Origin of the sequence: Amycolatopsis sp. WAC 04169, assembly GCF_003947535.1 — a bacterium.
In the GTDB taxonomy this organism is placed as follows: Bacteria; Actinomycetota; Actinomycetes; order Mycobacteriales; family Pseudonocardiaceae; genus Amycolatopsis; species Amycolatopsis keratiniphila.
In genome coordinates this window covers 141,977-165,242 of the sequence record NZ_QHJI01000016.1, presented here as the reverse complement: position 1 = coordinate 165,242, position 23,266 = coordinate 141,977, and the positions used below count along the sequence as shown (strand labels likewise).

Here is a 23,266-nt window from a genome sequence, read left to right as displayed (position 1 = left end):
ACCTGTCCTGTCCGTCTGATCACGCGTGCCGTCCATTCCAGCACGAGTGTCGTCCATTCCGTCACGCGAGACCGCCATCCACGGACACGGCCTACCCAGTGGCGTGGTTCGTTCGCGAGGAACTTCAGCTTTGACAGGCGCGCAGACCGACGGTGAATTCGCCGTTCGGATCCGCCGGGTGCCCGCCACGCAGCGCGGTACGGGTGGCGCGGAGGGCCAGAGGCACCATGGAGTCCGTCTGGAGCGAGGCCGCGTCCGGAATCCCGAATCCGAGAAGCCGCGAAGGCGCCGCAAGGCCAGGCGGTGCGGTGGGACACGGCTTGCGCCGCCTGCTCGCCGCCGACGGACGCCCGGCGCGCGACCGGGACTGATCGGCCGGCGTCTTTCCCGTGAGCCGCCGGACGGAGATCTCGGCCCCGAGCGCGTCGAGAACGGCCGAGCGCACCGACGGCCGCGAGAACGCGAGCTTGGTGCCCGCTTCGACGAGCAAACCGGCTTCCATCGCCTCGGCGAGCGCCGGGACGACGTGTGACGCCGCCTTTCCCATCGCCGAGGCCACCGAGCCGAAGTCGAATTCCTGGCCGGCGATCGCGGCCCGGCGCAGCAGCTCCCGCGTCTCGACGGCGAGCCCTTGGACCAGGCGGACGACCGCCGTGGCATCGGGTTCGGCCGGTTCGGGCAGGGTCGTCCCCGGTGCCACCTCGACGACGCCGTCGACGACGGTCAGCGCCGGACCGGCCAGCAAGGCTTCGGCCAGTTCACGGAGCCTGCGCGGGTTGCCCGCCGCTCCGGCGGCGAGCCGTCGCAGTGAGGCGCCCGCCGGTGCGCCGACGAGCTCGCCGACGAGGTCGTTCACCTCGGTGTCCGGCAGTGCCGACACCCGGATCACGTCGTCGATTCGGTGCGCCACCTTCTCCCGCAGCCGGGCGACGGCGTTTCGCTGCGGGGCGGGCCGGGTGACCGCGAAGGTCAGCAGCGGCAGCCGTCGGCTGGCCGCGGCCAGCCGGTGCCACAGTCGCAACGTGGCCTCGTCGGCCTGGTGGAAGTCGTCGAGGACCACCACGAGCCGCGCTTCGGCGCACAGCTCGTCGACGCGGTCGAGGAGACGCTCCACCGCGGCTTCCGGCGGCAGGTCTTCCGTAGTGGTCCTCAACGCGCGCGCGACGGCCTGGAGCGGTCGCGGGGCGCCGGCTTCACCCAAGCTCGCCCAGGCCAGGTGACAGGGAACCCCGTCGAGTTCGCCCAGGCCGGTGGACAGCAGTTCCGTCTTGCCGATCCCGGCCTCGCCTTCCAACCAGGCGGCCGCCCCGTGGCCGTCCCGCAGAACACCGACCAGGCGGTGCAGGGAGGCGATCTCGGCACGACGTCCGTGCAGGCGGGTCGTCCTCGCGGTGGGTTCCGGCCACATGCGCACCAGGGACGGGGTCTGTCGTTCCTGCTCGCGGGCCAGGTGAACGGGTTCGCCGTCGAGGATGTGGTGGTAGGCCCACATCAACTCGTCCCCAGGGTGCACGCCGAGTTCCGTGCGGAGGGTGTGGCGGGCCTGGTGGAAGGTCTCCAGTGCTTCGCTCGTGCGGCCACCGCGGTGCAGGGCGATCATCAGCGAGCGCCACAACGGCTCGCGAAGCGGATGTTCCCGCACGGCGGCGGTCAGCTCGGGAACGAGGTCCGCGTAGGAGCTGGTCTCCACGGCGGCGGCAGCGCGTTCTTCGACGACGGTCAGCCGCCGATCGGCCAGCCGCTCACGGTGCGCCTCGGCGAAGGGACCGGGCAGGCCGGCGAGCGCCTCACCCCGCCAGAGGGCGAGTGCTTCGTCGAACTTGGCGACCGCGGCCACCGGATCCCCGCCACGCGCCGCCGTCCGGCCAGCTTCGAACGCCTTCTCGAACTCGTCGGCGTCGAGTGCTCCCGACGCCGACGCCAGCCGGTACCCCTGAGGGCCGGAAACCAGCGGTCCGTCGGTGGACCAGCGAGCGCGCCCCGGGTCGAGCACCCGGCGGAGCCCCGAAACGTAGGTGTGCACGCTCCCGGCCGCGCTGGCGGGCGCGTTCTCGCCCCAGACGCCGTAGATCAGCTCCGACCGGCTGATGGGCCGGACGGTCGCGTGAAGTGCCAGAACTGCGAACACGGCCTGTTGCCGCGCCGGTCCGAGATCCAGCTCGTGGTCGCCTCGACGGACCCGTAAAGGGCCGAGGAGGTCTACGCGCAGGGAGTGCTCGGTCATGGCTGGATCCGGGTCTCGAGGGCGGCTGGGCGGAGGCGGTCCATATCGAGCTGCATGGTGGCCTCCTCCTGGGTCGATCGGTCTCCGTTCGCGGGCCACAGGGCCCGGGCCGGGAGAACATCCGATGGGACTTTTTACCTCGTGAGGGGCTTGCCAAGGGGGTAGGAGAAGCCTCCAGGGCCGAACTGTGTGGTCGAACCACAGGGTTTGGGCCGCGGGGTCGCCCGAAACGGGTCCACGACCGGGTGACCCCGGACTGGTCGCACTGGTCCTGGCCTGCGGTTTCGCCAGTGCGGAGCGGTGGTTCGCACCGAACCCGCGCGGTCACCCGTCCCGGCTGTGGGGTGACCCGGCGCGGCTGTCGTGCATTAGCACGGGACGAGATCCGGCGAAAGCGTTGCGGTGAAATGTTCCGGAGAACTCTATGAACACAATTCAACGGAAGCGCTGCACGTGCATTCGCATCGTCTTCGCCGGATATTGGTGGGGGTTTCCCCTACTGCATTCCCTTGGCTGTTTCGAGTGAATGCGGCCGTTCAGTAGAGTCGCCCGGTCCAAGTCCGGACAACGGCGACATGGCGCGGCTGTCGTCGAGCGTGCGTGCTTGTTTTCCTTGCTGGTGCGTATGTTCCCGCCGTGGAGAAATGGTTCTTCGGCCCCTGCTGCGTGGAACCTCAAGAAAATGTCCGTCCTGTTTTGATGATGATTGGATTTTGATGGATCCGGCTGTGCAGGAAAAGAGCAAGGAAGAGTATTCGAAATCCCTCGGCAATCGCCATGTCCAGATGATCGCGATCGGGGGTGCGATCGGCGTCGGGCTGTTCCTCGGCGCGGGCGGGCGGCTGGCCCAGGCCGGGCCGGCGCTGATCCTGTCCTATGCCGTGTGCGGTATCGCGGCCTACTTCGTGATGCGTGCCCTCGGCGAGCTGGTGCTGCACAACCCGTCGTCGGGGAGTTTCGTCACCTACGCGCGGCGGTTCATCGGGCCATGGGCCGGTTTCGCCGCGGGCTGGATGTACTGGCTGAACTGGGCGATGACGGGTATCGCGGAGATCACGGCGGTGGCGATCTACGTCCACAAGTGGTTGCCGGACGTACCGCAGTGGGTCACCGCGCTGATCGCCCTCGGGGTGCTGCTCGGGGTCAACATGCTGTCGGTGCGGCTGTTCGGCGAGCTCGAATTCTGGTTCTCGGTCATCAAGGTGCTCGCCATCGTCGTCTTCCTCGCGGTCGGCGCGGGCCTGGTGCTCTCGGCCGCGCAGGTCGGTGACACCACGGCCGGTGTGCACAACCTGACCGGGCACGGCGGCTTCTTCCCGAGCGGGATCGGCATCACGTTGATGACCCTTCAGGCGGTGGTCTTCGCGTACGCGGCGATCGAGGTCGTCGGCATCACGGCCGGAGAGACCAAGAACCCGGAGAAGGTGCTGCCCAAGGCGATCAACGGCGTGGTCTGGCGGATCGCGATCTTCTACGTCGGTTCGGTGGTCCTGCTCGCCATGCTGCTGCCGTGGTCGGCCTACCAAGGCGGCGAAAGCCCGTTCGTGACCGTGTTCACCCTGCTCGGTATCCCGGGGATCGGCGACGTGATGAACGCGGTGGTGCTGACCGCGGCGTTGTCGAGCTGCAACTCGGGGCTCTATTCGACCGGACGCATCCTGCGGGCGCTGGCGGAAAAGGGTGAAGCGCCGGCCTTCGTCGGGCGGATGAACCGCCGTCAGGTGCCGTTCGGCGGGATCCTGTTCACCGCCGGGGCCTACCTGCTCGGCGTGGGCCTCAACTACCTGGTGCCCACCGAGGCGTTCGACATCGCCGTCGCCGTCTCGTCGATCGGTGTCGTGAGTACCTGGGCCACCCTGCTCATCTGCCAGATGCGGTTGCGCAAGGCCGTGCTCGCGGGGGAGATCGAACAACCGTCGTATCGCATGCCCGGCGCACCGTATACGGGCTGGCTGACACTCGGCTTCCTCGGACTCGTACTGGTGTTGATGGGCTTCTCGACCGGTCCGGAGAAGATCGCCTTCTATTCCATCCCGGTGGTCGTGGTGGTGCTCGCCGTGGGCTGGCGGCTGGTGTCGCGTAACCGCGTGGTCGCCGGACGGGCGCCGACGCGCTCCCGATGAAGTGGGCCGGGGCGCCGGAGTTCCCGTCGGCACCCCGGTCTCATCGTGGCGCTCGCACCAGCGGGTCGGAGGGCGGGATCAGGCGTCGAAGCCGGCGCAGGGCGCGGTGGACGGCGACCCGGACCGAGCCGGGTGTGGAATCCAGCCGCTCCGCGGCCTCGATGGCGGAAAGCCCCTCGAAGACCCTGAGCCACACGGCGCTGCGCTGATTGTCGGAAAGGTAGCGGAGCAGGTCGTGCAGCCGGGCGAGGAACTCCTCGGTGAGGAGATGGTCCTCCGGAGACGGTCCGGGCTGCGGCCGCTCGGGCGGCGTGGCCACCGGTTTCGCCCGGTCGCGCTGGTGCCGCCGCCGGGCGTCGACGACCTTGTATTCGGCGATGCGGTAGACGTAGCCCAGGAACGAAGTGCCCTGATCGTGGAACCGGGGCAGCGCGGTGAGCAGTGCCATCGCTGTCTCCTGGGCCACGTCGTCGGCGGTGCACATCCGATAGGTGTCCGGGCCGAGCCGGATCCGGCAGTACGCCACGATCTTCGGGTACACGAGGCGCAGCAGTTCGTTCACGGCCTGCCCCGTCCGGGCCCCTCGTTCCGGCCGGGACAAATCCAGCCGGGCCTCCCGCGCCAGGCGGAGCAATTCCGCGTTCGTGCCGTTCGCGGGCGCGTCGATACAGGACATGGTCATCGGATGCTCCGTCCGGCCGGGCCCGGGATGGGCACCGCGAACGGACGTTCGCGTGCGTTCCGGTTCTCTCGTTCCGCCATGATGCGAAGCCGTCCACGGCGCGTCGAGCGCCGCAACGAGACGTAGGGGTTTCCCGCACGGACCGCCGAAGTGAAGAATCGTCATCCGATCGAGCGATTCGCCGCCGGGCGCGTTTCTTGTAGCCGTCTCTGACAGCGGGATACTGTCACCCGGTGACCGACCTCGACCTGCGGCTGGTGCGATATGCCGTCGCACTGGCCGAAGAACTGCACTTCGGGCGCGCGGCGAACCGGCTGCTCATCGCCCAGCAAACGCTGTCCGCCCAGATCGGCCAGCTGGAACAGCGGCTCGGCGTGGTCTTGTTCATCCGCGACCGCCGGCACGTCGAAGTGACCGACGCGGGGGCGGTCTTCGTGGAACGCGGCCGCAGGCTGCTCGCCGACGCCGAGGACCTCGTCACGGCACTCGGGCGCACGGCACTGCCGCTGCGGATCGACGTGATCACCGAAGGCCTGGTGACCAACGCGATCGCACAGGTACTTCGCGAACGGCTGTCCGGACAACCCCTTGAAGTCCTTCAAGGGCAGGGGCTCGCGGGAGCTCTCCCCGACCTCGCGCAGGGCAGGCTCGACATGGCGTTCGGGCGGGTGAACTGGCCGGGAATGGTGCTGCCGAAGTCGATCCAGCACGAACTGGTGCGCCTGGAGCCGCACGGTCTGGTCGTGCCGGAGGGCCACCCGCTGGAAGGCCGCGCGGAACTCCGGATGCGGGAATTGCAGGCGCATCCGTTGCTGCTCCACACCTCCGATCGCGCGCTCGACTGGCACAACTGGAACGAGGAACTCGCCGAAGAGTTCGGCCTGACCCATGCCGAGAAGCTGCATGGCCACGGGCGCAGCGCCGCCAACGCGGCGATCCTGGCCTACGGTCTGCCCGCGATCGCTCCGCTGACCGCACCGGTGCCCGACGGTGTCGTCGTGATCCCGGTGGTCGACCCCGTCCCGCTGTACCCGTTCTCGCTGCTGTGGCGGCCGGATCGGGCGGACGGCGCGATCACCCGCGCGGTCCAGGTCGTTCGCGACGCCGCCACCGAACTGGGCTGGCTCATCCCGCCGTGGGAATCCTGGTGGCTTCCGTCGACTGATCGCGAGTACGTCGAGACGGTGCTGCGCGGCCGTCACTGATCGATTGTCCGTTCGTGATCAGCGGAGGATTTCCCTCCAAAGGACGCTTGTGCCGCCAGACGGCCCTTGTGTCCGGCCGTCACCGGGGGAACCTCAGCCGAGGAACGAGTCCGGAGGAGACGGTCGTGGTCCAGTACGACGTGGCGGCGATGGAAGCGGCGAGCAAGCGGCTGGACGCGCTCAGGGACGAACTGGACCGGGCGCGCACCCTGCTGGGGGACGGCGCCGGCGCGAGCAATCCGTTCGGCGGACTCGGCTCGGGCGACGGCGCGCACGCGTCGGTCTCCGGGTTCCACGCCGGCGTACACGGGGAGTTCGGGCACGCCATCGAGCATCTGGACCTCTCGGCGGCCAAATTGCGGCAGACCGCCCGTGAGGCCCAGGGCGTCGACACGGACAACGCGCGGATCGTGCACCATGCCACCGGTGCGGCCTCAGCGGATCCCGTACCGGCTTCACCGCCGCGAGACACCCCCGAGGTCGGCAACGCCTGGCTGGACGAGATCCGATGACCGCGCCGATGCCACCCGAATGGGGTGCGGTCGAGGAGAAAGCCGCGCGGTTCGAAGCCCTCGAACCGGAGCGTGTCGAGGAAACGGCGAAAAGTTTCCGGCAGGCCGCCGAACGACTCGATGGCCACACCAGCGGGCTGCACGCCGCAGTCACCGGACTACGTGAAGGTGCCTGGAGCGGGCAGACCGCCGAGGGCTTCTACGGCTATGTGGACGAACTCGCCGGCGCCGGTGGCCGGCTTCGCGGCAGTCTCGGTTCGGTCGCCGACGATCTCTCGGCGCTCCGGGAGCGGCTCGGCGGCATCCGGACCTCGGCGGGGGAGCGGGTCGAAGCGGCCCGGCGGGAGATCCGGCAGATCGACAGCGAAGCGGCCGCTGCCGCGGCCAAAGCCGAGGCGCGGCAGGACGCCGTCAACCGGCAGGTCGTCGGTGCGGTGCCGCCGGAGAAGCCGCCCACCACGATTCTGGCCGAAGCCGCCGAGCGTGCGGCCACGGTGGCCCGCGCCGCGGGCGAAGACCTCGACCGGCTCGCCACCGAGGCGGACACGGCGATCGGGCGAACCCGAGAGGTGATGAGCCGGCACACCGGCGGAACCTTCTCCGCGGTGGGGAAGCCCGCCGTCGGCACCTCACGCAAGGGCGCCGCGCCGAGCACCAGCGGTGGTGCTGGGTCCGGCGGAGGCGGGGCGAGCGCACCCGCGACGACGAGTGGAGGGCCGCCCGCCACGATGCCGCCCGGCGACGTCCACCAGTGGATCCTGGAAGCCATCAAGGAACTCCAGGCCGCCGGCGTACCGGTGTCCGAAGCGGATATCGCGAACATCTGGGCGATCATTCAGCACGAGTCGAGCGGGAACCCCAACGCGATCAATCTCTGGGATTCCAACGCGGCGGCGGGGCATCCCTCGAAGGGGCTCATGCAGTGCATCGACCCGACGTTCGAGGCGCACAAACTCCCGGGACACGACGACATCTACAACCCGGTCGACAACATCATCGCGGGAGTGCGGTACGCGCTCGACCGCTACGGTTCGATCGGCGAGGTGCCCGGCCTGCAGGCGATGGCGGCAAGCGGTGCCTACCGGGGCTACTGACCGGAACCCGTAGACGGCCGGCGAACGCGAAAGTGGACAGGGTCCGGGTCCGGGTCGCGTTCACCGGCCGTCATGGTCGTCTGCGGCGCTCGGACACCTAGGATCACCGTAACTCCGCCGACAGGCCAACCGTAGGGCCGACGGCCCCGGTCACGCGGAAACCGGTGATCTTTCGGACAACGGGAGTGCCCTCCCAGTACCGGCGGCCGCTTTGTCCGGGAGGCCGCACACGACGTGGCCTCGATTGTCCATAAAGGACACCGCGGGCCCGGATCCATGCCCGCGTGGCGTCACTGGACACGGCACCTCCGGCGCCACGCGTCGGTGATGTTGTGAAAGCCACTTTCACAACACTCCGACCTACACCGCAGACGCCTTCGCGCCACGCGTCCGATCACGGCACCGCGTAGGGAAAACCGGCGGGTCTGCCGTCTTCCAGCGGGATGACCTTGCGTGGATCCTGTCCGTACTCCAGAAAGGCGCAGATCGGCAGCGCCGCCGCTCCGATCCGGGCGGTGGCCGCGGTGGCCAGGCCCGCCTCGATCGTCGTGGGCCCGAGCGCGCGTTCGGCGAGGTTTTCGCGAAGTTCGTCGAGATGCCGTTCGCTCAGTGCGCGGCCGAACCATCCGGTGAGGACGACGCGCTCGGGCTGCAGAAGATTTGTCATCCCAGCGATAGAAGCGCCGAGATAACCGACGGTCTCGCGGGCGAGTTCCGGATGAGGAGCCGTCAGGAGACGGCGGCCCGCCTTGGAACCCGGCTTCGGTGTGCCGCCGGAGAGTTGACGGTGGCGTTCGAGCACTCCGTCGGCCCCGATATAGGTCTCCGCGCATCCGCGCGCACCGCACCGGCAAGGCCGTCCGTCGTAGACCAAGGTCGTGTGGCCCCAATCGCCGGACCACTCGATCCGCCGATCCTCGATCAGGACGACATGCGCCTCGGCTTCGAGCACCACGACCGCTGTGCGACCGGCCTTGCCCGCCGCGCCCAGCCAGCCTTCGGCGCGTGCCAGTGAACGCACCCGGTTGTCGCCGAGGACGATGCGCAGACCGCTGCGACCGGCCAATTCGGTCGCCAGCTCCGCGCCGGCGGGTACACCGATCGGGCCGGGTACGGCGACTCCGGCGCCGATGATCGCCCCGCGTGTCGTCTTCGCCGCGCGTTCGACCGACCGCAGCCCGGCGATGATCCGCTGGGAAAGCGCGCCGAGGTCCGACAGGCTACCGGGAGCGCGGAAATGCGAAACCGCTTGCTGCCGAAGAGCGAAATCGTAGAGACCTATTTGGACATTGTCCTCGGTCACGTCGACGCCGACCACCGAACCGTAGTCGGGATTCACCTCGACCAGGATTCGCGGCCGTCCCCCTCGTGAGTCGGCGGCTCCGACCGTCCGAATCACCCGATTCGAAAGTAACTCGGTGACCACCCGGCTCACCACCGAGCAGCTCAGCCCGGTGGCGTCACTGAGCTCCACCCGGCTCGACGGACCTTCGTGGTACAGGGCAGTCAGCACCGAAGATCGATTATAACGGCGCATTTCCCGGCCGGCTTCGCCGCGCATGGAGTCACTTTCCTCCCCGTTGACCCTCGAAAATCGACTTCACCATTCGGTTTCCGTTGAAAGCAATATTGTTTGCTTTTTCGGATAAAGTGGCTGCCCGTTCGTGGCGGTTCGTCACCCGGTTGCTCGTTGAACACCGTTCGGGTGGAGTGTTGACCGCATGTCAATAAAATGCGTATTCGGGATACAATGGGGGTCGATTTGCGACACGCATGTCAAGGAAGGTGAAGTCCAAGTATCACTACTGGGAAGTATCCACTGTCGGAATCCTGTCCGAAGGGGCGGTCCGGCTGACCCCGGAGGCCGGTCGCGGGATGTGAGGGCACTTTCGTGTTAGCTTGCGGAGAGGGTATCTCCGGTGGGCGGGAAGGGATCGCATGCCCCAAAGTCGTCGAAACCGGAAGCGTGGCAAGTCCGCCGCGCGCGGGTCCTTGCGCCGAAAAGCCACCCCGGTCGTGGATTCGGTGGTCCGTACCTCCGTGCGTGAAGCGGCGCCGTCCGAGCGGGACTCGCCGTTCGCCTCGATCGTGGGCAGCGCCGCGCACCAGGCCCGGCACGAGGATGTGGTGACCCGGCTGGTCAACGTGTTCCGGAAGAAGTCCGGCCTTCCGCCGTTCGAGACCGACGAACGGCTGCGGACGGCCGCGCGCCGGCACAGCAAGGACATGGCCCGCAGGAACTTCTGTGCGCATGTCGCGCCCGACGGCAGTACGCCGGCCGACCGGATGCGTGCGGCCGGACATCCTCATCCGGGCGGGGAGAACGTCGCTCGCGGTCAGGTCGATCCGCGAACGGTCGTGCAGGCTTGGCTCGACAGTCCCGGGCATCGGGCGAATCTGGCCAACCCCCAATTCACCACTATCGGCGTAGGGGTCTATTTCCTGGCCGACGCGGGGCCGTACTGGACCCAGAATTTCGGTTACTGAGGGCCGCCCTTTTGTCGGCTGTTTCCCGTGTTCATCCCTACGGACGGTACTTACCCTCTCCGAACGGGGTCGGAAGTGGGAATATCCGAGTATGAACAACCTTCCTGAGAAAAGCGCTCGGTCGGCTTTCGTCGGGCGCTGCCGTGTTCCGAAGCGCCCGCCTGATCGGGCCGTACTCGTCGATGCTCTCCGCAAGAGCCCGCTGACGCCCGCGGTGTTCATCACCGGAATCGAGCACCGCGCGGCCGCGGCGATCGTGCACGCCGCCCTGCCCTCGGTGACGTACACCCGGCGCAGTATCCATTGGCTGCTCGACGAGCACCTGTTCGTCGACGAGGCGACGAACACCGGCGTCCGGGTCCTCACTCATTGGGACGAGCATTCGCAGTGTCCCAGGATGGAAGTGGCGGAGATCGGGGATCGTTTGCTGTGGCAGCGCCTCGTCATCACCTTCGCCGACTGGGAACGCGCGGGACGACCGGTGCCCGAAGAGACCCTGCCCAGCGCTTGATCCGGTCCGGAGGGAGAGGGCGGCTCACCGCGCTGTCGGGTGAGCCGTGCCGCGCTGAGGTTCGGACGCGCGGGAAGGAAGGCTCGCGTTCCGGGAGCCGGTGACGACGCCGAGGAGCCGACGACGATGAGGGGTGCATCGTCGTCGGCTCCTCGGGTTCCGGCAGGCCCGCGATGGGGGCGCGAATCAGCCTGCACTACCCCGGTCAAGGCCGGGAGTCCTCGGTGATCGAGAACTGTCGTGACCGCTGCCCGCTCCGGGCGGGGATGCGTGAAAACGAAGCGTGCCGCGGTCTTCCTCTTTTCGGTGACGAGATCGGCGGGGGAACCGATCGGGCGTCACAGCGAAGACTTTATCCGCGAACGGTGGCGCGGAAAAGGGGAATAAGGGCATTGTCGTTGGACATCGACGGCCTTCGTGAAAGGTGAGCGGGTTTCGCATTCCGTTCTGGTGGTTATTCGCCGATGATTTCAAGGCGGCGGTGTGCGAGCCGAACGGCTCGTACATAGGATGATCGGTGATTTGGTGAGTGCCTAGGGGCTGATCGGGCCGAAAGGGCATGTCTCGCCGAATTTCGCGCTGTCTCCTTGACTGCGCGCTCCGCTTAATTAGAATTCGGCGGAGCATGAACGAGAATAATTCACCTTCGTTGCCCCCTGTCCGTGTGAGATCCTACTTTGAGCCGCCACTCCAGCAGGCAGGCCGGGATCCGGAGGTTCCCAGGGAAGCGCGATTCCGCGCCGTGGTGGTGGATCCTCATCCTCGAAGGCGGCGCGCGTACGCCGGCCGGTTACGGAGGATGGGGGCCGAGCGCGTCGTCGAAGGCAGTACGCCCCGCGGTTTCCGTGCGGGGAAGACCGCGGCGAGCCGGACCCATGTCGCCGTCCTGTACGCGGGTGGCGACGCTCGTGCCATGGTCGATCAGGTGGGCGATCTGTACCGGCGCGGAGCGGAGAGGGTGGTCGTGGTCGCCGGTTCGCGTGACCCCGGTCTCGCCGTGGCGGCGCTCCGCGCCGATGCCGTCGGCTACCTGGCCGATTCGCCCGACTCGGCGACCCGGATCGCGGCGCGCAAGTCACCTTCGGAGGACGAGAGACGCGTCGTCGCCGAGTACGCCGTGCGGAAGGCGGTTCTCTCGGAACGTGAGATCGAGATTCTGTGCCTGGTGGCCGACGGACGGACGAACCAGGAGATCGGCACCGAACTCCTGGTCTCGCCGAACACCGTCAAGGGACATCTCGCGCATATGGCGCGGAAACTGCAGACCGGGGACCGGACCCGGATGGTGCTGCTGGCCTTGCGCGCCGGCGTGATCAGCTGAGGCCGTTGCGGTCACGCCGCACCCGGCGCCGATATGCGGCGATCCGGCGGTTCGGCCGGGAGAGCGCCGACAAGACCCCCGCGGCCAGTGGAAGCCAGCGTTCCTGCGGCGAAGGTTCACGTAGCCAGCGGACCGCTCCGCGGGTATCGACCGTCGGCGGTAGCAGGAGCTTGCTCAGCGGACGGTGGAACAGCACGTTCTCGGGAAGATCCTGGTCCGGGATGACGAAGTCGCTCGCGTCGACGAGCGCGTGCACCCGGAAGGGGACGCCCGGGGTCAGGATCAGCGGACCTGGTGGAACGGCGTCCCGCGCCGAGAAGAGATGCTGATTCTTGGCGTGGAAGGGAACCGAGAACGCGGCCATTCCCCCGGTCAGCACCAAGGCCAGGGAACGTTCGCCGATTTCGACGTCCCAGGCGAAAGCGCCGCGATAGAACTCGGCCGCCGCCAGCAGTCGCGGCGAGGTCTCGGGAGCGGCCGTCACCGTGCCACGTCCGGGATCGTCCTGGCGAAGGCGCCGACGACCGCGCCGCCGACCACGAGGTGCATGATCATGAGGCCGGTGACGTTGACGGCGGTCGCGCCGTCGTTCAGCAGGAGCAGGTCGGGGATCCACGACAGGACCAGAACGACCGGGACGACCACCCGCGGCGCCCGTGGCGCGAAGCGCGCGAGCAGGCTCAAGCCGAGGGAACCGACGAGGAAACCCACCACCGTGGCTGGAAGGTACTCGGTGGGGTCGAGCCCGACCGTGGCCGGTCCCTCGTCCAGGGACCCCGCGACGAGCGCGATGACCATGTTGATGGTCAGTGCCGCGATCAGGGCCAGAATGATCCGCAGCGCGGGAGGGCGGGTGGGGTGAATGGTGCGCATCGTGATTCCTTTCCCCGGCAGAGTGCCGCGCTTGTCGATGGTCGCCGGAAAAGGCCGTCCGATACCAGAGAACTTCGGGCATGATCCACGCACGGAAACGCCCAGTGTGCGATCGTCCGTGCCTCCGCGGAGCGATTGAGGTCGAATGAAGACAGTGCGGGGATCTTGGTCGGATGAACCGAGAAGTGGATTCAGGAACGCCGGACGACCTTTCGGTCCGGCACGTGACGCACCGGCACGAGATCGTTTTCGGGCGGCTGCTGCCCGACGGGGCAGAGCTGCCGGAGAGCTGTGAACTGAGGTACGACACCAGCGATCCGTTCGCCGTCGTGGTGCGGTTCCTGCGCGATCCGGCGATCGAGGTGGAATGGCTGTTCTCAAGGGAACTTCTGTCCGCGGGAATACTCACGCCATCGGGTGAGGGGGACGTGCGGATCGGTCCGGACCCGGACGGAGCCAGGCGGGTGATGGTGACCTTGATGACGACCGAGGGCGCGGCCACTTTCACCGTCCGGCTGGGCGAACTGGTCGAGTTTCTCGATTGCAGCCATGCCCTGGTGGCTCCCGGCGAGGAATGGCGCTGGTTCGATCTCGACCGTGAGCTGAGCCACCTGGTCGGTGGCGGAGAACGGGAGAGCTGAGGGCTTTGGGTGTTGGGCCTCACAGCGTGATTCCCGGGCCATGGAGCCGATGTTCTCGGTTCGGCCGGCGGCTGTTCGGGCAGTGGCCTTGGCTGGAAGGACAACCGGCACGGCCAGTCGGCTCATCGCGCGTTAGCGTCAGCGCGAACCGGCGGGAGATCGGGCCCCACCACCGCCGGCATCCGGGCTGGGGGCCGTTCAGCCCCCCGGACAGTCCCCAGCCCGCTCGGTGGGAAGACTTTCGCGACGGCGCGTTCCGTCCGAACACTCCAGCCGGCCGCCTCGGCGGTCGGCTTCTTTCGTTTTCCGGTGGGGTGTGGCGTGGCTGTCTCGGGGCAAGGCAACTGCGTCGGGTTCGGTCGCTCGCCTGCATGGCCGGCCTCGGTGTCGCGAAAGCCACTTTCGGGACACCGGAAGTCCCGAAAGTGGCTTTCGCGACACTCCCGTTCCCTCACCGCTTCGAAGACCGCATGCTCCGCGACCGCCGAGGAACACAGGTCCGTGAAGGCCTCCTTAAGGGACCCAGAGTCCCTCAAGGAGGCCTTCACGGACTTCGAGACCCGACAGGACACCTTATTCGACGAGAGGTGTCTGCACGAGTCGCACGGACCGCCGGCGGTTCACGAACTGAGCACGTCCGGTCGGCAGCACCCGGGGCTTCAGGTTGCCGAGGAAGGCCCCTTCCGACTTGGGACAGGACAACATCAGCGCGGGGGTGCCCAGCTCCCACATGCGGCGGATCGCCGGGTTCGACATCGACCGGCCGCCACCCGAGGTGCTGCGGGCGATGATCACGTGCAGACCCACATCGGCGCCCTGTGCCAGCACGGGCAGGAGCGGCTGCAGCGGGCCCGCGCTGCCCGCCGTCTCGGCGAGCTCGAAGTCGTCGATGATGATGTAGAGCCGCCCGCCCTTCCACCAGTCACGCAGCGGCAACCTGCTCGGGCTGATTTCCGGGCCGGGGATGCGTTTCTCGAAGATCGTCGCCGCGCCGGCGATCGACTTCGTCAACGCTTCGGCGCCGACGGCGTATTCGAGCTGGTGCGATTCCGGGATGCAGCCGCGCAGCTCGCGGCGGAAGTCGCCGAACATCACGCGCGCCTCGCTGGAGGAGTGGTGGGCAACCACCGAGCGCGCGATGTGCTTGAGCAGGTTCGTCTTGCCGCTTTCGGCGTCACCGTAGACGAGCAGATGCGGACTGGCGTCGAAGTCGTGCCACTCGGGCGCCAGGTGGACGTCTTCGACCCCGAGCGGGACGCGCATCTCCGCGGCCGGGTTCGGCGCCGTGGGGCCGGGCAGCTCACGGACGGTCAGCTTGTGCGGCAACAGCCGGACTTGCGGTGCCTTCGGCGCCTGGGGCGTGGTCAGCGCTTCCGCGAGTTCCACCGTGGCGTCGGCGAGGTCGTCGGTCCGCGAAAGGCCGTCGATGCGTGGCAGCGCGCTGAGGAAATGCAACCGGTCAGGGGTGATCCCTCGTCCGGGAATGGACGGCACGGTCGCCGCGAAGCGGCTGTTCACCTCAGAGTCGACAGGGTCGCCCAGTTTCAGCTCGAACCGGGTGCCGACCACGTCCCGCAACCATGGCCGCATCTCCGACCACCGGTTGGTGGCGATGATCAGGTGGATACCGAAGCTGAGGCCGCGGGCGGCCAGTTCGCTGAACCGTTCCTCCAGCTCCTCGAAGTCCTGCCGCACCGTGTACCAGCCGTCGACGATCAGGAACACGTCGCCGTACGGGTCGAGATCGAGATACCGGCCTTCCCGCCGGGCCCGCCGGTAGCTGGTCATCGAGTCGATGTTGTGCTCGGCGAAGATCGTTTCGCGCCGCGCCATCAGGTTGGTCACTTCGAGCACCGTCCGGGTCACCCGGTCGCGGTCCAGCCGGTTGGCCACACTGCCGACGTGGGGGAGCGAGGCCAGTGCCGTGAGCCCGCCACCGAAGTCGAGGCAGTAGAACTGGACCTCGTTGGCGGTGTGGGTCAGCGCCAGCGAGCAGATCAGCGTGCGCACCATCGTGCTCTTGCCACTCTGCGGTCCACCTACGATCGCGACGTTTCCCTTGCTGCCCGAGAGGTTCGCGCTCAGCAGCTCGCGTCGTTGCTGGGCGGGCAGGTCGATCAGCCCGACCGGGACGTCGAGGGTCGCGGTCTGCAGATCGCCGATCGGGCGGAACCCGAGCTCGGGATGGTCCACCAGCGGGGGCAGCAGCTGGTCGAGGGTCGGGGCCTGTTTCAACGGCGGCAGCCACACCTGGTGGGCTCGCGGGCCGATGCCTTTCAGCCTGCCGAGCAACACGTCCAGCATCGTGTCCGTGGAGTCGCTCTGCTCGTCGATCTCTTCCGGCTCCGGTTCGGGAGTGGAGACCGGGTCGACGTACCGGGTGCCGAACGGGACGACGTTCTGACCGACCGAAGCGGCGTCGATCCGGCGGCGTTTGACCCGATACGGCGCCGACGAGTAGGCCCCCTTGAACCGCACCAAAGTCTGCGTGTCCGGGCGGAGGTAACCGTTACCGGGGCTGTTCGGGAGTTCGTAGGCGTCCGGCACACCGATCACACTGCGGCTCTCCATCGCCGAGAACGTCCGGAGACCGAGCCGGTAGGACAGATGCGTCTCCACCTTGTGGATGCGGCCTTCGTCCAGCCGCTGGGAAGCGAGCAGGAGATGGACACCGAGGCTGCGGCCCAGCCTGCCGATCATCGCGAAGACGTCGATGAACTCGGGTTTGCTGGTGAGCATCTCGCTGAACTCGTCGACCACCACGAACAGCGCCGGCATCGGCTCCAGCGGGACACCCTGGGCGCGGGCCGCTTCGTAGTCGCGCCGGGAAGCGTAGTTCCCGGCGGCTCGCAGATGTTCTTGCCGCCGGTTCATTTCACCGGTCAGGGCGTCTTGCATCCGGTCGACCAGCTCGATCTCGTCGACCAGGTTGGTGATCACCGCCGAGGTGTGCGGCAACTGGTCGAAACCGAGGAAGGCCGCGCCACCCTTGAAGTCCACCAGGACGAAGTTCAGATCCTCCGAAGAGTGCGTGGTGGCCAGCGCGAGTACCAGGGTGCGCAACAGCTCGCTCTTGCCGGAACCGGTCGCGCCCACGCACAGCCCGTGTGGCCCCATCCCGTCTTCCGCGGCCTCCTTGATGTCCAGCTCCAGCGGGACCCCGTTGGCGGCGATCCCGATCGGCACGCGCAGCCTGCGCTTGCTGGTCATCCGCTCGCGGCGGTACTTGACGGGGTCGAAGGTCGCCACGTCGCCCAGGCCGAGCAGCGCGGCGAGGTCGTAGTCGACGGCCAGCGGCTCGTCGTCCCCGTCGGCGGCTTCGCCGATCCGGAACCGGGCCATGGTCCTGGCCAGCGCGTTCGCCGCGGTCGCGCTGAGCTGGTCCGGACTGCACAGCGGCGCGGTCTGCGGTTTGCCGACCCGGTCGAACGACACGGTCCGGATCTCGTCGGCGTCGATCTCGAGGAAGAGCACGTCCGGGCGCTGTTGCCAGGGCAACGCGCCGCCGACGTCCAGCACCACCGCGTTGCGGTAGCCCTCGTCGGCGATCCGGTGATCGGAAGGTACGGACACACCGTCGACCAGCAGGACCACCAGGGGTTCCGACGCCGTGATCGGCGTGTCCGCCTCGAATCGCGGCCGGCCGGTGAACGAGGGGCCGCCCACGAGGAGTTCGACCTCGTCGAGGCTCGTCGTGATCAGCCGCCTGGCCCCGGCGGCGTCGTGGCTTTCCTGGTCTTGGTTGTGGGGCAGCCACTTCAGCCAGTCCCAGCGCTCCAGCCGCTCCTCGGTGGCGCACAGCGCGATCCGGACGTCACCGGGGGCGTGCGCCGTCACGAGCTGGGCGAGCATGGCCCGCAGCACGCCGAGCACGGCCTCGTCGTCGCCGCTGAACTGGATCTGGCCGAAGCCGCGGAGATAGACCGCGATCGGCGAGTTCGGCAGGGTGGAATAGGCGCGCATGAAACGACGCAGGGCGTGCGCCGAAAGCGGTTCCAGGTCCTCGATCGGCTTGCTGTCCGGCGGGGTGAGGTTGAGCGAGGACCGCTGGGTGCCGAGCCCGATGCGGACCTCGCCGAAATCGTCGTGTGCCGGGCGGCGTTCCCACAGGCGGTAGCCCAGCGCCATGGACCACAGGGAGTGCGGATCGGGGTGGATCCAGCGTGCCGCCTTCTGCTGATCGGTCAGCGCCTTGCGGACGCGACCGCGCAGCTGCGCCAGGTAGCGGATGTAGTCACGCCGGTGCCCGTTGAGCTTCTGCTTGTGCGTCACCGAGTTCCGCAGCATCTGCGCGACCAGCATGCCGATCGTGGAGAGGATCATGAGGCCACCGCCCAGATAGGCGAAGATCCCCGCTCCCGGCCGGACGAACATCATCACCATCGCGAGCGAGCCGAGCCCCATCGGCGCGTACATCAGCACCGAGCTGACGCCGCCACCGGTGTCCTCGGGAACACTCGGTGGCGGCTGCAGTTCGATGTCCGCGCCGGAGGACGGCGGTTTCGGCCGCCGGGTGCGCCGGGGGAACAAGGTCGTGGCCATGTCGCTCTCCACTCGGTGAGTGAACTTCCGCTTTCCCGTGCTTCCACCTCACGGGTCCGAGTGGACCGTAAGGCTCTTCGCGCGTGTGGCGATCAGTTCCGGCGGAACGTCGCCCGCGCCAACGCCCGCGCGTAGCAGAAAACACCTTGGGCGAGCTGCCTGAACGTGGATGGGCGGGTGACGCCGTGTCGTTCTTCGAGTGCCACGGTGGCGAGTTCCTTTCTGGTCGGGTCGTTCACCGTTCGCGGTTAGTGACGGTCTGGGCCAGCTCCGCCAGCTTCTTCGCCGCTTCGTTGCCCGGGCCGAGACGCCCGAGCAGTTCGACGGCCGCGGAGACATGGCGGCGGCCCTCCCTTTCGGCCCGCTCGCGCGCGCCGGTGCGGACGATCACTTCGGCCGCCTCCTCCGCCAGCTCGTCGGTGATGACGGCCGGGCTCTGGTAGAGCCGGCGCAGCCATGCCGCATCGGGAGTTCCGGCGTCCATCGCGGTGACGACCGGGAAGGATCGCTTGCGGCGCTTGATGTCGCCCAGGATCGGCTTACCGGTCAGCCGGGGATCTCCCCAGATGCCCAGCACGTCGTCGGTGATCTGGAAGGCGAGGCCGAGGTGCCGCCCGAAACCTTCGAGCGCCGTGACGAAGGTGGGCGGGCTCTGAGCCAGGGTCGGCCCCAGCGTGACGGCCGTGGTGATCAGGGCCGCAGTCTTGGCCGAAGCCATCCGCAGGTACTCCGCCGGCGTCACCACCTCGCGGGTTTCGAACTCCACGTCGAGGTATTCCCCGGAAACCAGCCGTTGGATCGACGACAACAGCAGACGTACGGATTCGGCCGCCCCGGGAGCCGCGCTGGTGGCGAGCACCTCGACCGCGGCCGCGAGCAAGGCGTCCCCGGTCAGGATCGAAGCCGGTTTCCCGAACACCGTCCATGCCGACGGCCGGTGGCGTCGCTCGGCGTCTTCGTCGATCACATCGTCGTGGAGCAGGGAAAAGTCGTGCACCAGCTCGACCGCCGCACCGGCGACGACGCCGAGACCCTCGTCCGCGCCGACCGCACGGGTGGCCAGCAGTGCCAAGGTCGGGCGCACCGCCTTCCCGCCGGGTTCCGACCGGGGCAGTCCCGTCGCGTCCAGCCAGCCGGCGTGATAGCCGGCGATATGTGCCACAGCGGGGCACGAGCGACGCACGGTGTCCCGCATGAGTTCCCGCACCCGGGTGCGGGCGGCGATCGGATCGGTCGCCAGATCGGTGGTCGAAGTCATTCCGGCACCTGCCTCGTGGAGTTCACCAATGTGGAATCCGTGCTCAGCCTGACGCCGTCGACGACCCGGTAGCGAGCGCAGTTCCGCGACCATTCGAGGTTGCCGCGCATCCACGTCTGCAGGCCTTCGACGAACAACTCGATCGCGGCCAGGTCGCTCACCGTCAGGCCACCCCAGCCGGGGAGAAGTCCGAAAAGGACGGTGCGGGCCCGGTCGAACTGCTCCATCTGTCCCTCGACCAGGTCGTAGACGGCGTCGATCGCCTCCTGGTCCGACAGCTCCATCTCCTGGCGCAGGACGAGGACGCCGTTGTTCGTCTCGCCGGAGAGCAGCTCTTTTTCCAGCGACATGACATCGTTCACCCAGACGACGACGTCCGCGGCCCGGTTGAACAGGATGTGGAACTGCTCCGTCTCGTGGATCAGGACCGGCACCTCGTGGCCGGTCGCCACCTCCAGCAGATCCAGCGACGGGGTGATCCCGCCGGTCGCCCGGCGCAGCTGGGTGTAGCCGAGCAGATTGGGCGTCCGCCCGCTGGCGCGGCTGTCCGCCTCGTATTTGAACCCGGTCAGGAACTGCCCCATATGCTGCTCGAACCGGGCCTGCCAGTGCCTGCTCCTGCCCTCCACCAAGAGGCCCCGGACCTGGGCGAGCAACGCGTCGAGCTTTGTCATGTCCGGGATCCGCTCGCCGCGCAGGACCGAAAGCACGCGCTCCGCCGAAGCGTCGTAGTCACCGACGACGTCGTCGTAGCAGTCGTCGATCACGAACGCCCAGAGGAACCATCCCGCCAGCGCGTCGAGCCGGTCTTCGGTGATGTGCGGATAGGACCGGGCGATCAACTCGCCGAGCCGCGTGCGTTCGAGTTTCGTCCGGGCACGTTCGCCGTCGAGCACCTGGAACTCGTCCGCCCAGTGCAGGATCCGCTGTTCGAGCTGTTCGGCGTACGGCGAGATACGGTCGGGCAGCTGGAGCAGGGAATGGCCGGGCGGGGGCCAGATCCCGAGTTCGGCTGGGTGCACGGTGGTCAGCTCTTCCGGGTTCCGCGGGGTTCGACGGTCATGGGCATGTGACCGATGGTCAGTTCGGCCTTCGGGACGGGCTTGAGCTGATGCCCCGCCTTCTCCCGCAGCCGCCAGCGCGCGGCGATGGAGGCGAGCGCGATCGTCATCTCGTGGTTGGCCAGGACGTCGCCGAGGCATTTCCGGCTTCCCCCGCTGAACGAGATCACCGCGTTCTTCGGCAGCTCCCGGAGCCGTTCGGGCAGCCACCGGTCCGGGTCGAAGGTGTTCGGCGCGGCGAACACGGCGGGGTCCCGGTGCAGGGCGTAGGGACTGAAAAGGATGCTGGAGCCGGCCGGTACGTGGTGACCGCCCAGCGTGGTGTCGACGACGGCGCGCCGGGTGATGAACCACACCGGTGGGTACATGCGAAGTGCCTCGTTGACGATCCGGTTCGTGTAGGGGAGCCGGGGATAGTCCTCGGGCGTGGCCGTCCGGGTGTCGAGCACGCTGTCGACTTCTTCGTGAAGCTTCGCTTCGACGACCGGGTGGGTGCTGGTGAGGTACAGGGCCCAAGCCAGGCCGGAAGCGGGCGTCTCCACGCCCGCCGCGAGGATCGTCATGAGTTCGTCGCGGATCTCGAGGTCGGTCATCGCCGTGCCGTCCTCGTCCCGGGCGGCGAGCAGGACGGACAGGATGTCGTCGTGTTCGCGGCCGTCCGCACGATACGCGTTCACCATCGAGTTGATCACGCCTTCGAGCCGCGCCAGCGCCTGCCGGTAGTCCTGGTTGGCCTTGGTCGGGACCTCGTGGACGACCGGCAACGGCAGCATCATCCGGCGGAAGACGCCCTTCCAGACCACCGGGAACGAGCGCTGCACTTCGGCGATGGCCTCCGCGCCGAGGTCGTCGTCGGAGAACATGGCCTGCGCGGTGACCCGCGTGGTCAGTCTGCTCATCTCCTCCAGCACGTCGATTTCCTGACCGAACCGCCAGGAGCCGACCAGGTCGGCGACGTGCTTCGCCATCACCTCGGTGTAGCCGGTGATCTTGTGCTTCTGGAAAGCGGGCTGGATGAACGCACGCTGGCGCTTGTGCGTGGTGACACTGCAGGTACCGACACCGTCGCCGAGGATGACCCGCATCTTGTCGATGAACTCGCCACCCTTGTCGAAGACCCGGGGACGGTGCAGGACTTCCTGGACCACGTCGTGGGTCACCGCCATGTAGGCGATACCGGGGCCGAGTCTCACCCGGACGACGTCACCTTGATCGCGAAGCCGCGGCAAGTACGTCAGCGGATCCTTGAAGATCTTGAGCGCGTTGCCGAGCACCGGTATCCGGCCCGGTGCGTCACCGAGCCGGTACTGCGACGATTCCGAGGTGATGCTCATCTGTGCTCCTCGACCTTGTCCGGTCGGCCACCCGGGGCGGGGATGGTCTTGTCGGCCTTGATCCGCACTGTTCCGCACGATGACCCTGCGTGGCCTTCGGAACGCCTTTTCGGTGAACGGTTATGCCCGCGCGGACGACGGCCGCCCCCGTCGGATGATCTTGGGAACCGGTCCAAAGTGCACAATGCCTGACCGAAAATGCGCTGAGGGGAGCGGCCGCGTAGGCGCCCTCCGCTTCACGGCCGCACGATCGAGTGACAAAGTTGCCAGGCGGCCGAAGTGGACGGATACCCATGAGCATTTCCCCAGCTTCTCTGTCCGGGAACCCGATGCGGTCGAAGGAAACACTCAGTGCGGTGGACAAGGCGATGCTCGTCCTGAACGCGGTCATCGCGCACGAAAGCTCGGCCACCCTCGCCGTGCTGACCCGGGAGACCGGCCTGGCGAAGGCCACCGTCCACCGGGTGCTCAACGTCCTGCACGAGCACGGTGTCGTGGCGCGGACCGAGGCCGGGTATCTTGCAGGTGAACAATTAGTGGACGCCGGCCTCAGTGCCAACGCGGATCTGTTCGCCATCTTCCGCCGGGAATCGACGCCGTTCCTGCTCGATCTGCACCGCGCGTCGGGCGAGACCGCGAGCCTGAGCGTCCTCGTCGGCGACACCGTGCATCACCTCAACCAGCTCTACGGTCACCGGACCTGTCGTCTTCCCGAGCAGGTGGCCGCCAGGAAGACCTCGGCGGAATCCGCGATCACCAGGATCCTGCTGGCGCACAGCAGCAGGGTGCCCGCCGCGGTGGCCAGGGCGAAGGAACTGGCCGCCGCGCGCAAGACCGGGATCGCCACCAGTCAGTGCCGGTCCGGGGTGATCACCACGCTCGCCGTGGCCGTGCCGCACGCGTCCGTGCCGTGGCCGGTCGCCTTGGCGGTCACCGGCCGGACCGGGAGCCTCGACGTCAATTCCACCGCGAAGTCGCTTCGTGGTACTGCCTTCGCCTTCGCTAAACACCTCCGTGTGGTCGCGACGCGCGCGTCGGTGCTGAGCCAAGAGGCCGGCTGATCGGTATTCCCCGGAGCCTTGATCGTCTTTACGTCTAATCATCGATGGCCGTTTGTTGTCGACTCTTGGTGATTCCTGGTCAACTTCCGACCAGTCTGCTGAGCTGCTTTCGGCCGGGAAGCGTACGTATTGCTCCCGGCGGGTTCAGCAGAACTGTACGGAGAGGTCATGCCATGGAATTTTCGACGAGGAACAAAGCCGTTCTGAAGGCGTCCGAAATCGTCAATGGCTGTTCGAGTTCGCTCACTCCGGTGCCGCCGGACACCGATCACGACGGGTGGACATGCACGCTCCCCGAAGGACATCTCGCGCGCTGTGACCACCTCGCGGAGGATGG

18 protein-coding genes are annotated in these 23,266 nt (G+C 67.9%); 9 read left to right on the top strand and 9 right to left on the bottom strand.

Translation table 11 applies throughout. The features are described 5' to 3' along the window. Positions 1-124 precede the first annotated feature (124 nt). Positions 125-2,224 (bottom strand): BTAD domain-containing putative transcriptional regulator, encoded by a 2,100-nt coding sequence (locus DMC61_RS38030; protein WP_125695324.1) that lies wholly within the window; start codon positions 2,222-2,224, stop codon positions 125-127. Positions 2,225-2,940: 716 nt separating this feature from the next. Between DMC61_RS38030 and DMC61_RS38025 the strand changes: the two genes are divergently transcribed. After that, positions 2,941-4,347, top strand: a complete 1,407-nt coding sequence (locus DMC61_RS38025) for an amino acid permease (RefSeq protein WP_125695323.1) — start codon at positions 2,941-2,943, stop codon at positions 4,345-4,347. 40 nt (positions 4,348-4,387) lie between these two features. Here DMC61_RS38025 and DMC61_RS38020 read toward each other — a convergent pair whose 3' ends face one another. Beyond that, on the bottom strand, positions 4,388-5,029 hold the full coding sequence (locus DMC61_RS38020; RefSeq protein ID WP_233595082.1) for a sigma-70 family RNA polymerase sigma factor: 642 nt from the start codon (positions 5,027-5,029) through the stop codon (positions 4,388-4,390). 233 nt (positions 5,030-5,262) lie between these two features. On the opposite strand from DMC61_RS38020, the gene DMC61_RS38015 reads away from it, so the two are divergent. The 3 genes from DMC61_RS38015 to DMC61_RS38005 all read left to right on the top strand — a co-directional run bounded on the left by DMC61_RS38015 (position 5,263) and on the right by DMC61_RS38005 (position 7,840). After that, complete coding sequence (locus DMC61_RS38015) at positions 5,263-6,234, top strand: LysR family transcriptional regulator (RefSeq protein ID WP_093935471.1); 972 nt, start codon at positions 5,263-5,265, stop codon at positions 6,232-6,234. A 125-nt stretch (positions 6,235-6,359) separates the two neighbouring features. After that, positions 6,360-6,746: a hypothetical protein gene (locus DMC61_RS38010; protein WP_125695322.1), complete on the top strand. Its 387-nt coding sequence runs from the start codon at positions 6,360-6,362 to the stop codon at positions 6,744-6,746. Then, a complete protein-coding gene (locus DMC61_RS38005; protein ID WP_125695321.1) occupies positions 6,743-7,840 on the top strand; it encodes a transglycosylase SLT domain-containing protein in 1,098 nt (365 codons plus the stop codon). Before DMC61_RS38010 ends, DMC61_RS38005 begins: the two co-directional genes overlap by 4 nt. A gap of 394 nt (positions 7,841-8,234) precedes the next feature. Here the strand turns inward: DMC61_RS38005 and DMC61_RS38000 are convergent, their stop codons facing one another. Further along, the gene (locus DMC61_RS38000; RefSeq protein WP_125695320.1) at positions 8,235-9,401 is read right to left on the bottom strand and encodes an ROK family protein; all 1,167 of its coding nucleotides are present in this window, start codon (positions 9,399-9,401) and stop codon (positions 8,235-8,237) included. A 464-nt stretch (positions 9,402-9,865) separates the two neighbouring features. Here DMC61_RS38000 and DMC61_RS37995 point away from each other — a divergent pair, with 464 nt between their 5' ends. From DMC61_RS37995 to DMC61_RS37985, 3 genes are all read left to right on the top strand, one after another. Beyond that, complete coding sequence (locus DMC61_RS37995; RefSeq protein WP_233595081.1) at positions 9,866-10,327, top strand: CAP domain-containing protein; 462 nt, start codon at positions 9,866-9,868, stop codon at positions 10,325-10,327. A 91-nt stretch (positions 10,328-10,418) separates the two neighbouring features. Further along, the gene (locus tag DMC61_RS37990) at positions 10,419-10,838 is read left to right on the top strand and encodes a hypothetical protein (protein ID WP_125695318.1); all 420 of its coding nucleotides are present in this window, start codon (positions 10,419-10,421) and stop codon (positions 10,836-10,838) included. Between the two features lie 799 nt (positions 10,839-11,637). After that, positions 11,638-12,159, top strand: coding sequence for a LuxR C-terminal-related transcriptional regulator (locus DMC61_RS37985; RefSeq protein ID WP_158634166.1), 522 nt, complete (start codon positions 11,638-11,640; stop codon positions 12,157-12,159). Here the strand turns inward: DMC61_RS37985 and DMC61_RS37980 are convergent. Together DMC61_RS37980 and DMC61_RS37975 are read right to left on the bottom strand one after the other, a co-directional pair. Then, on the bottom strand, positions 12,152-12,643 hold the full coding sequence (locus DMC61_RS37980; protein WP_125695316.1) for a hypothetical protein: 492 nt from the start codon (positions 12,641-12,643) through the stop codon (positions 12,152-12,154). The genes DMC61_RS37985 and DMC61_RS37980 overlap by 8 nt on opposite strands. Next, a complete protein-coding gene (locus DMC61_RS37975; protein ID WP_125695315.1) occupies positions 12,640-13,032 on the bottom strand; it encodes a DUF6069 family protein in 393 nt (130 codons plus the stop codon). Before DMC61_RS37975 ends, DMC61_RS37980 begins: the two co-directional genes overlap by 4 nt. 173 nt (positions 13,033-13,205) lie before the next feature. Here DMC61_RS37975 and DMC61_RS37970 point away from each other — a divergent pair, with 173 nt between their 5' ends. Next, positions 13,206-13,673, top strand: coding sequence for an SsgA family sporulation/cell division regulator (locus tag DMC61_RS37970; protein WP_125695314.1), 468 nt, complete (start codon positions 13,206-13,208; stop codon positions 13,671-13,673). A 573-nt stretch (positions 13,674-14,246) separates the two neighbouring features. On the opposite strand, the gene eccCa is transcribed toward DMC61_RS37970, so the two are convergent. From eccCa to DMC61_RS37950, 4 genes are all read right to left on the bottom strand, one after another. Continuing rightward, a complete protein-coding gene (gene eccCa, locus DMC61_RS37965; RefSeq protein WP_125695313.1) occupies positions 14,247-18,215 on the bottom strand; it encodes a type VII secretion protein EccCa in 3,969 nt (1,322 codons plus the stop codon). Positions 18,216-18,450: 235 nt separating this feature from the next. Then, positions 18,451-19,473, bottom strand: a complete 1,023-nt coding sequence (locus DMC61_RS37960) for a polyprenyl synthetase family protein (protein WP_158634165.1) — start codon at positions 19,471-19,473, stop codon at positions 18,451-18,453. Then, the gene (locus DMC61_RS37955) at positions 19,470-20,495 is read right to left on the bottom strand and encodes a hypothetical protein (RefSeq protein ID WP_125695311.1); all 1,026 of its coding nucleotides are present in this window, start codon (positions 20,493-20,495) and stop codon (positions 19,470-19,472) included. Before DMC61_RS37955 ends, DMC61_RS37960 begins: the two co-directional genes overlap by 4 nt. 5 nt (positions 20,496-20,500) lie before the next feature. Next, positions 20,501-21,868, bottom strand: coding sequence for a cytochrome P450 (locus tag DMC61_RS37950; RefSeq protein ID WP_125695310.1), 1,368 nt, complete (start codon positions 21,866-21,868; stop codon positions 20,501-20,503). Positions 21,869-22,161: 293 nt separating this feature from the next. On the opposite strand from DMC61_RS37950, the gene DMC61_RS37945 reads away from it, so the two are divergent. After that, positions 22,162-22,929: a helix-turn-helix domain-containing protein gene (locus DMC61_RS37945; RefSeq protein ID WP_125695309.1), complete on the top strand. Its 768-nt coding sequence runs from the start codon at positions 22,162-22,164 to the stop codon at positions 22,927-22,929. The last annotated feature ends 337 nt before the right edge of the window (positions 22,930-23,266 follow it).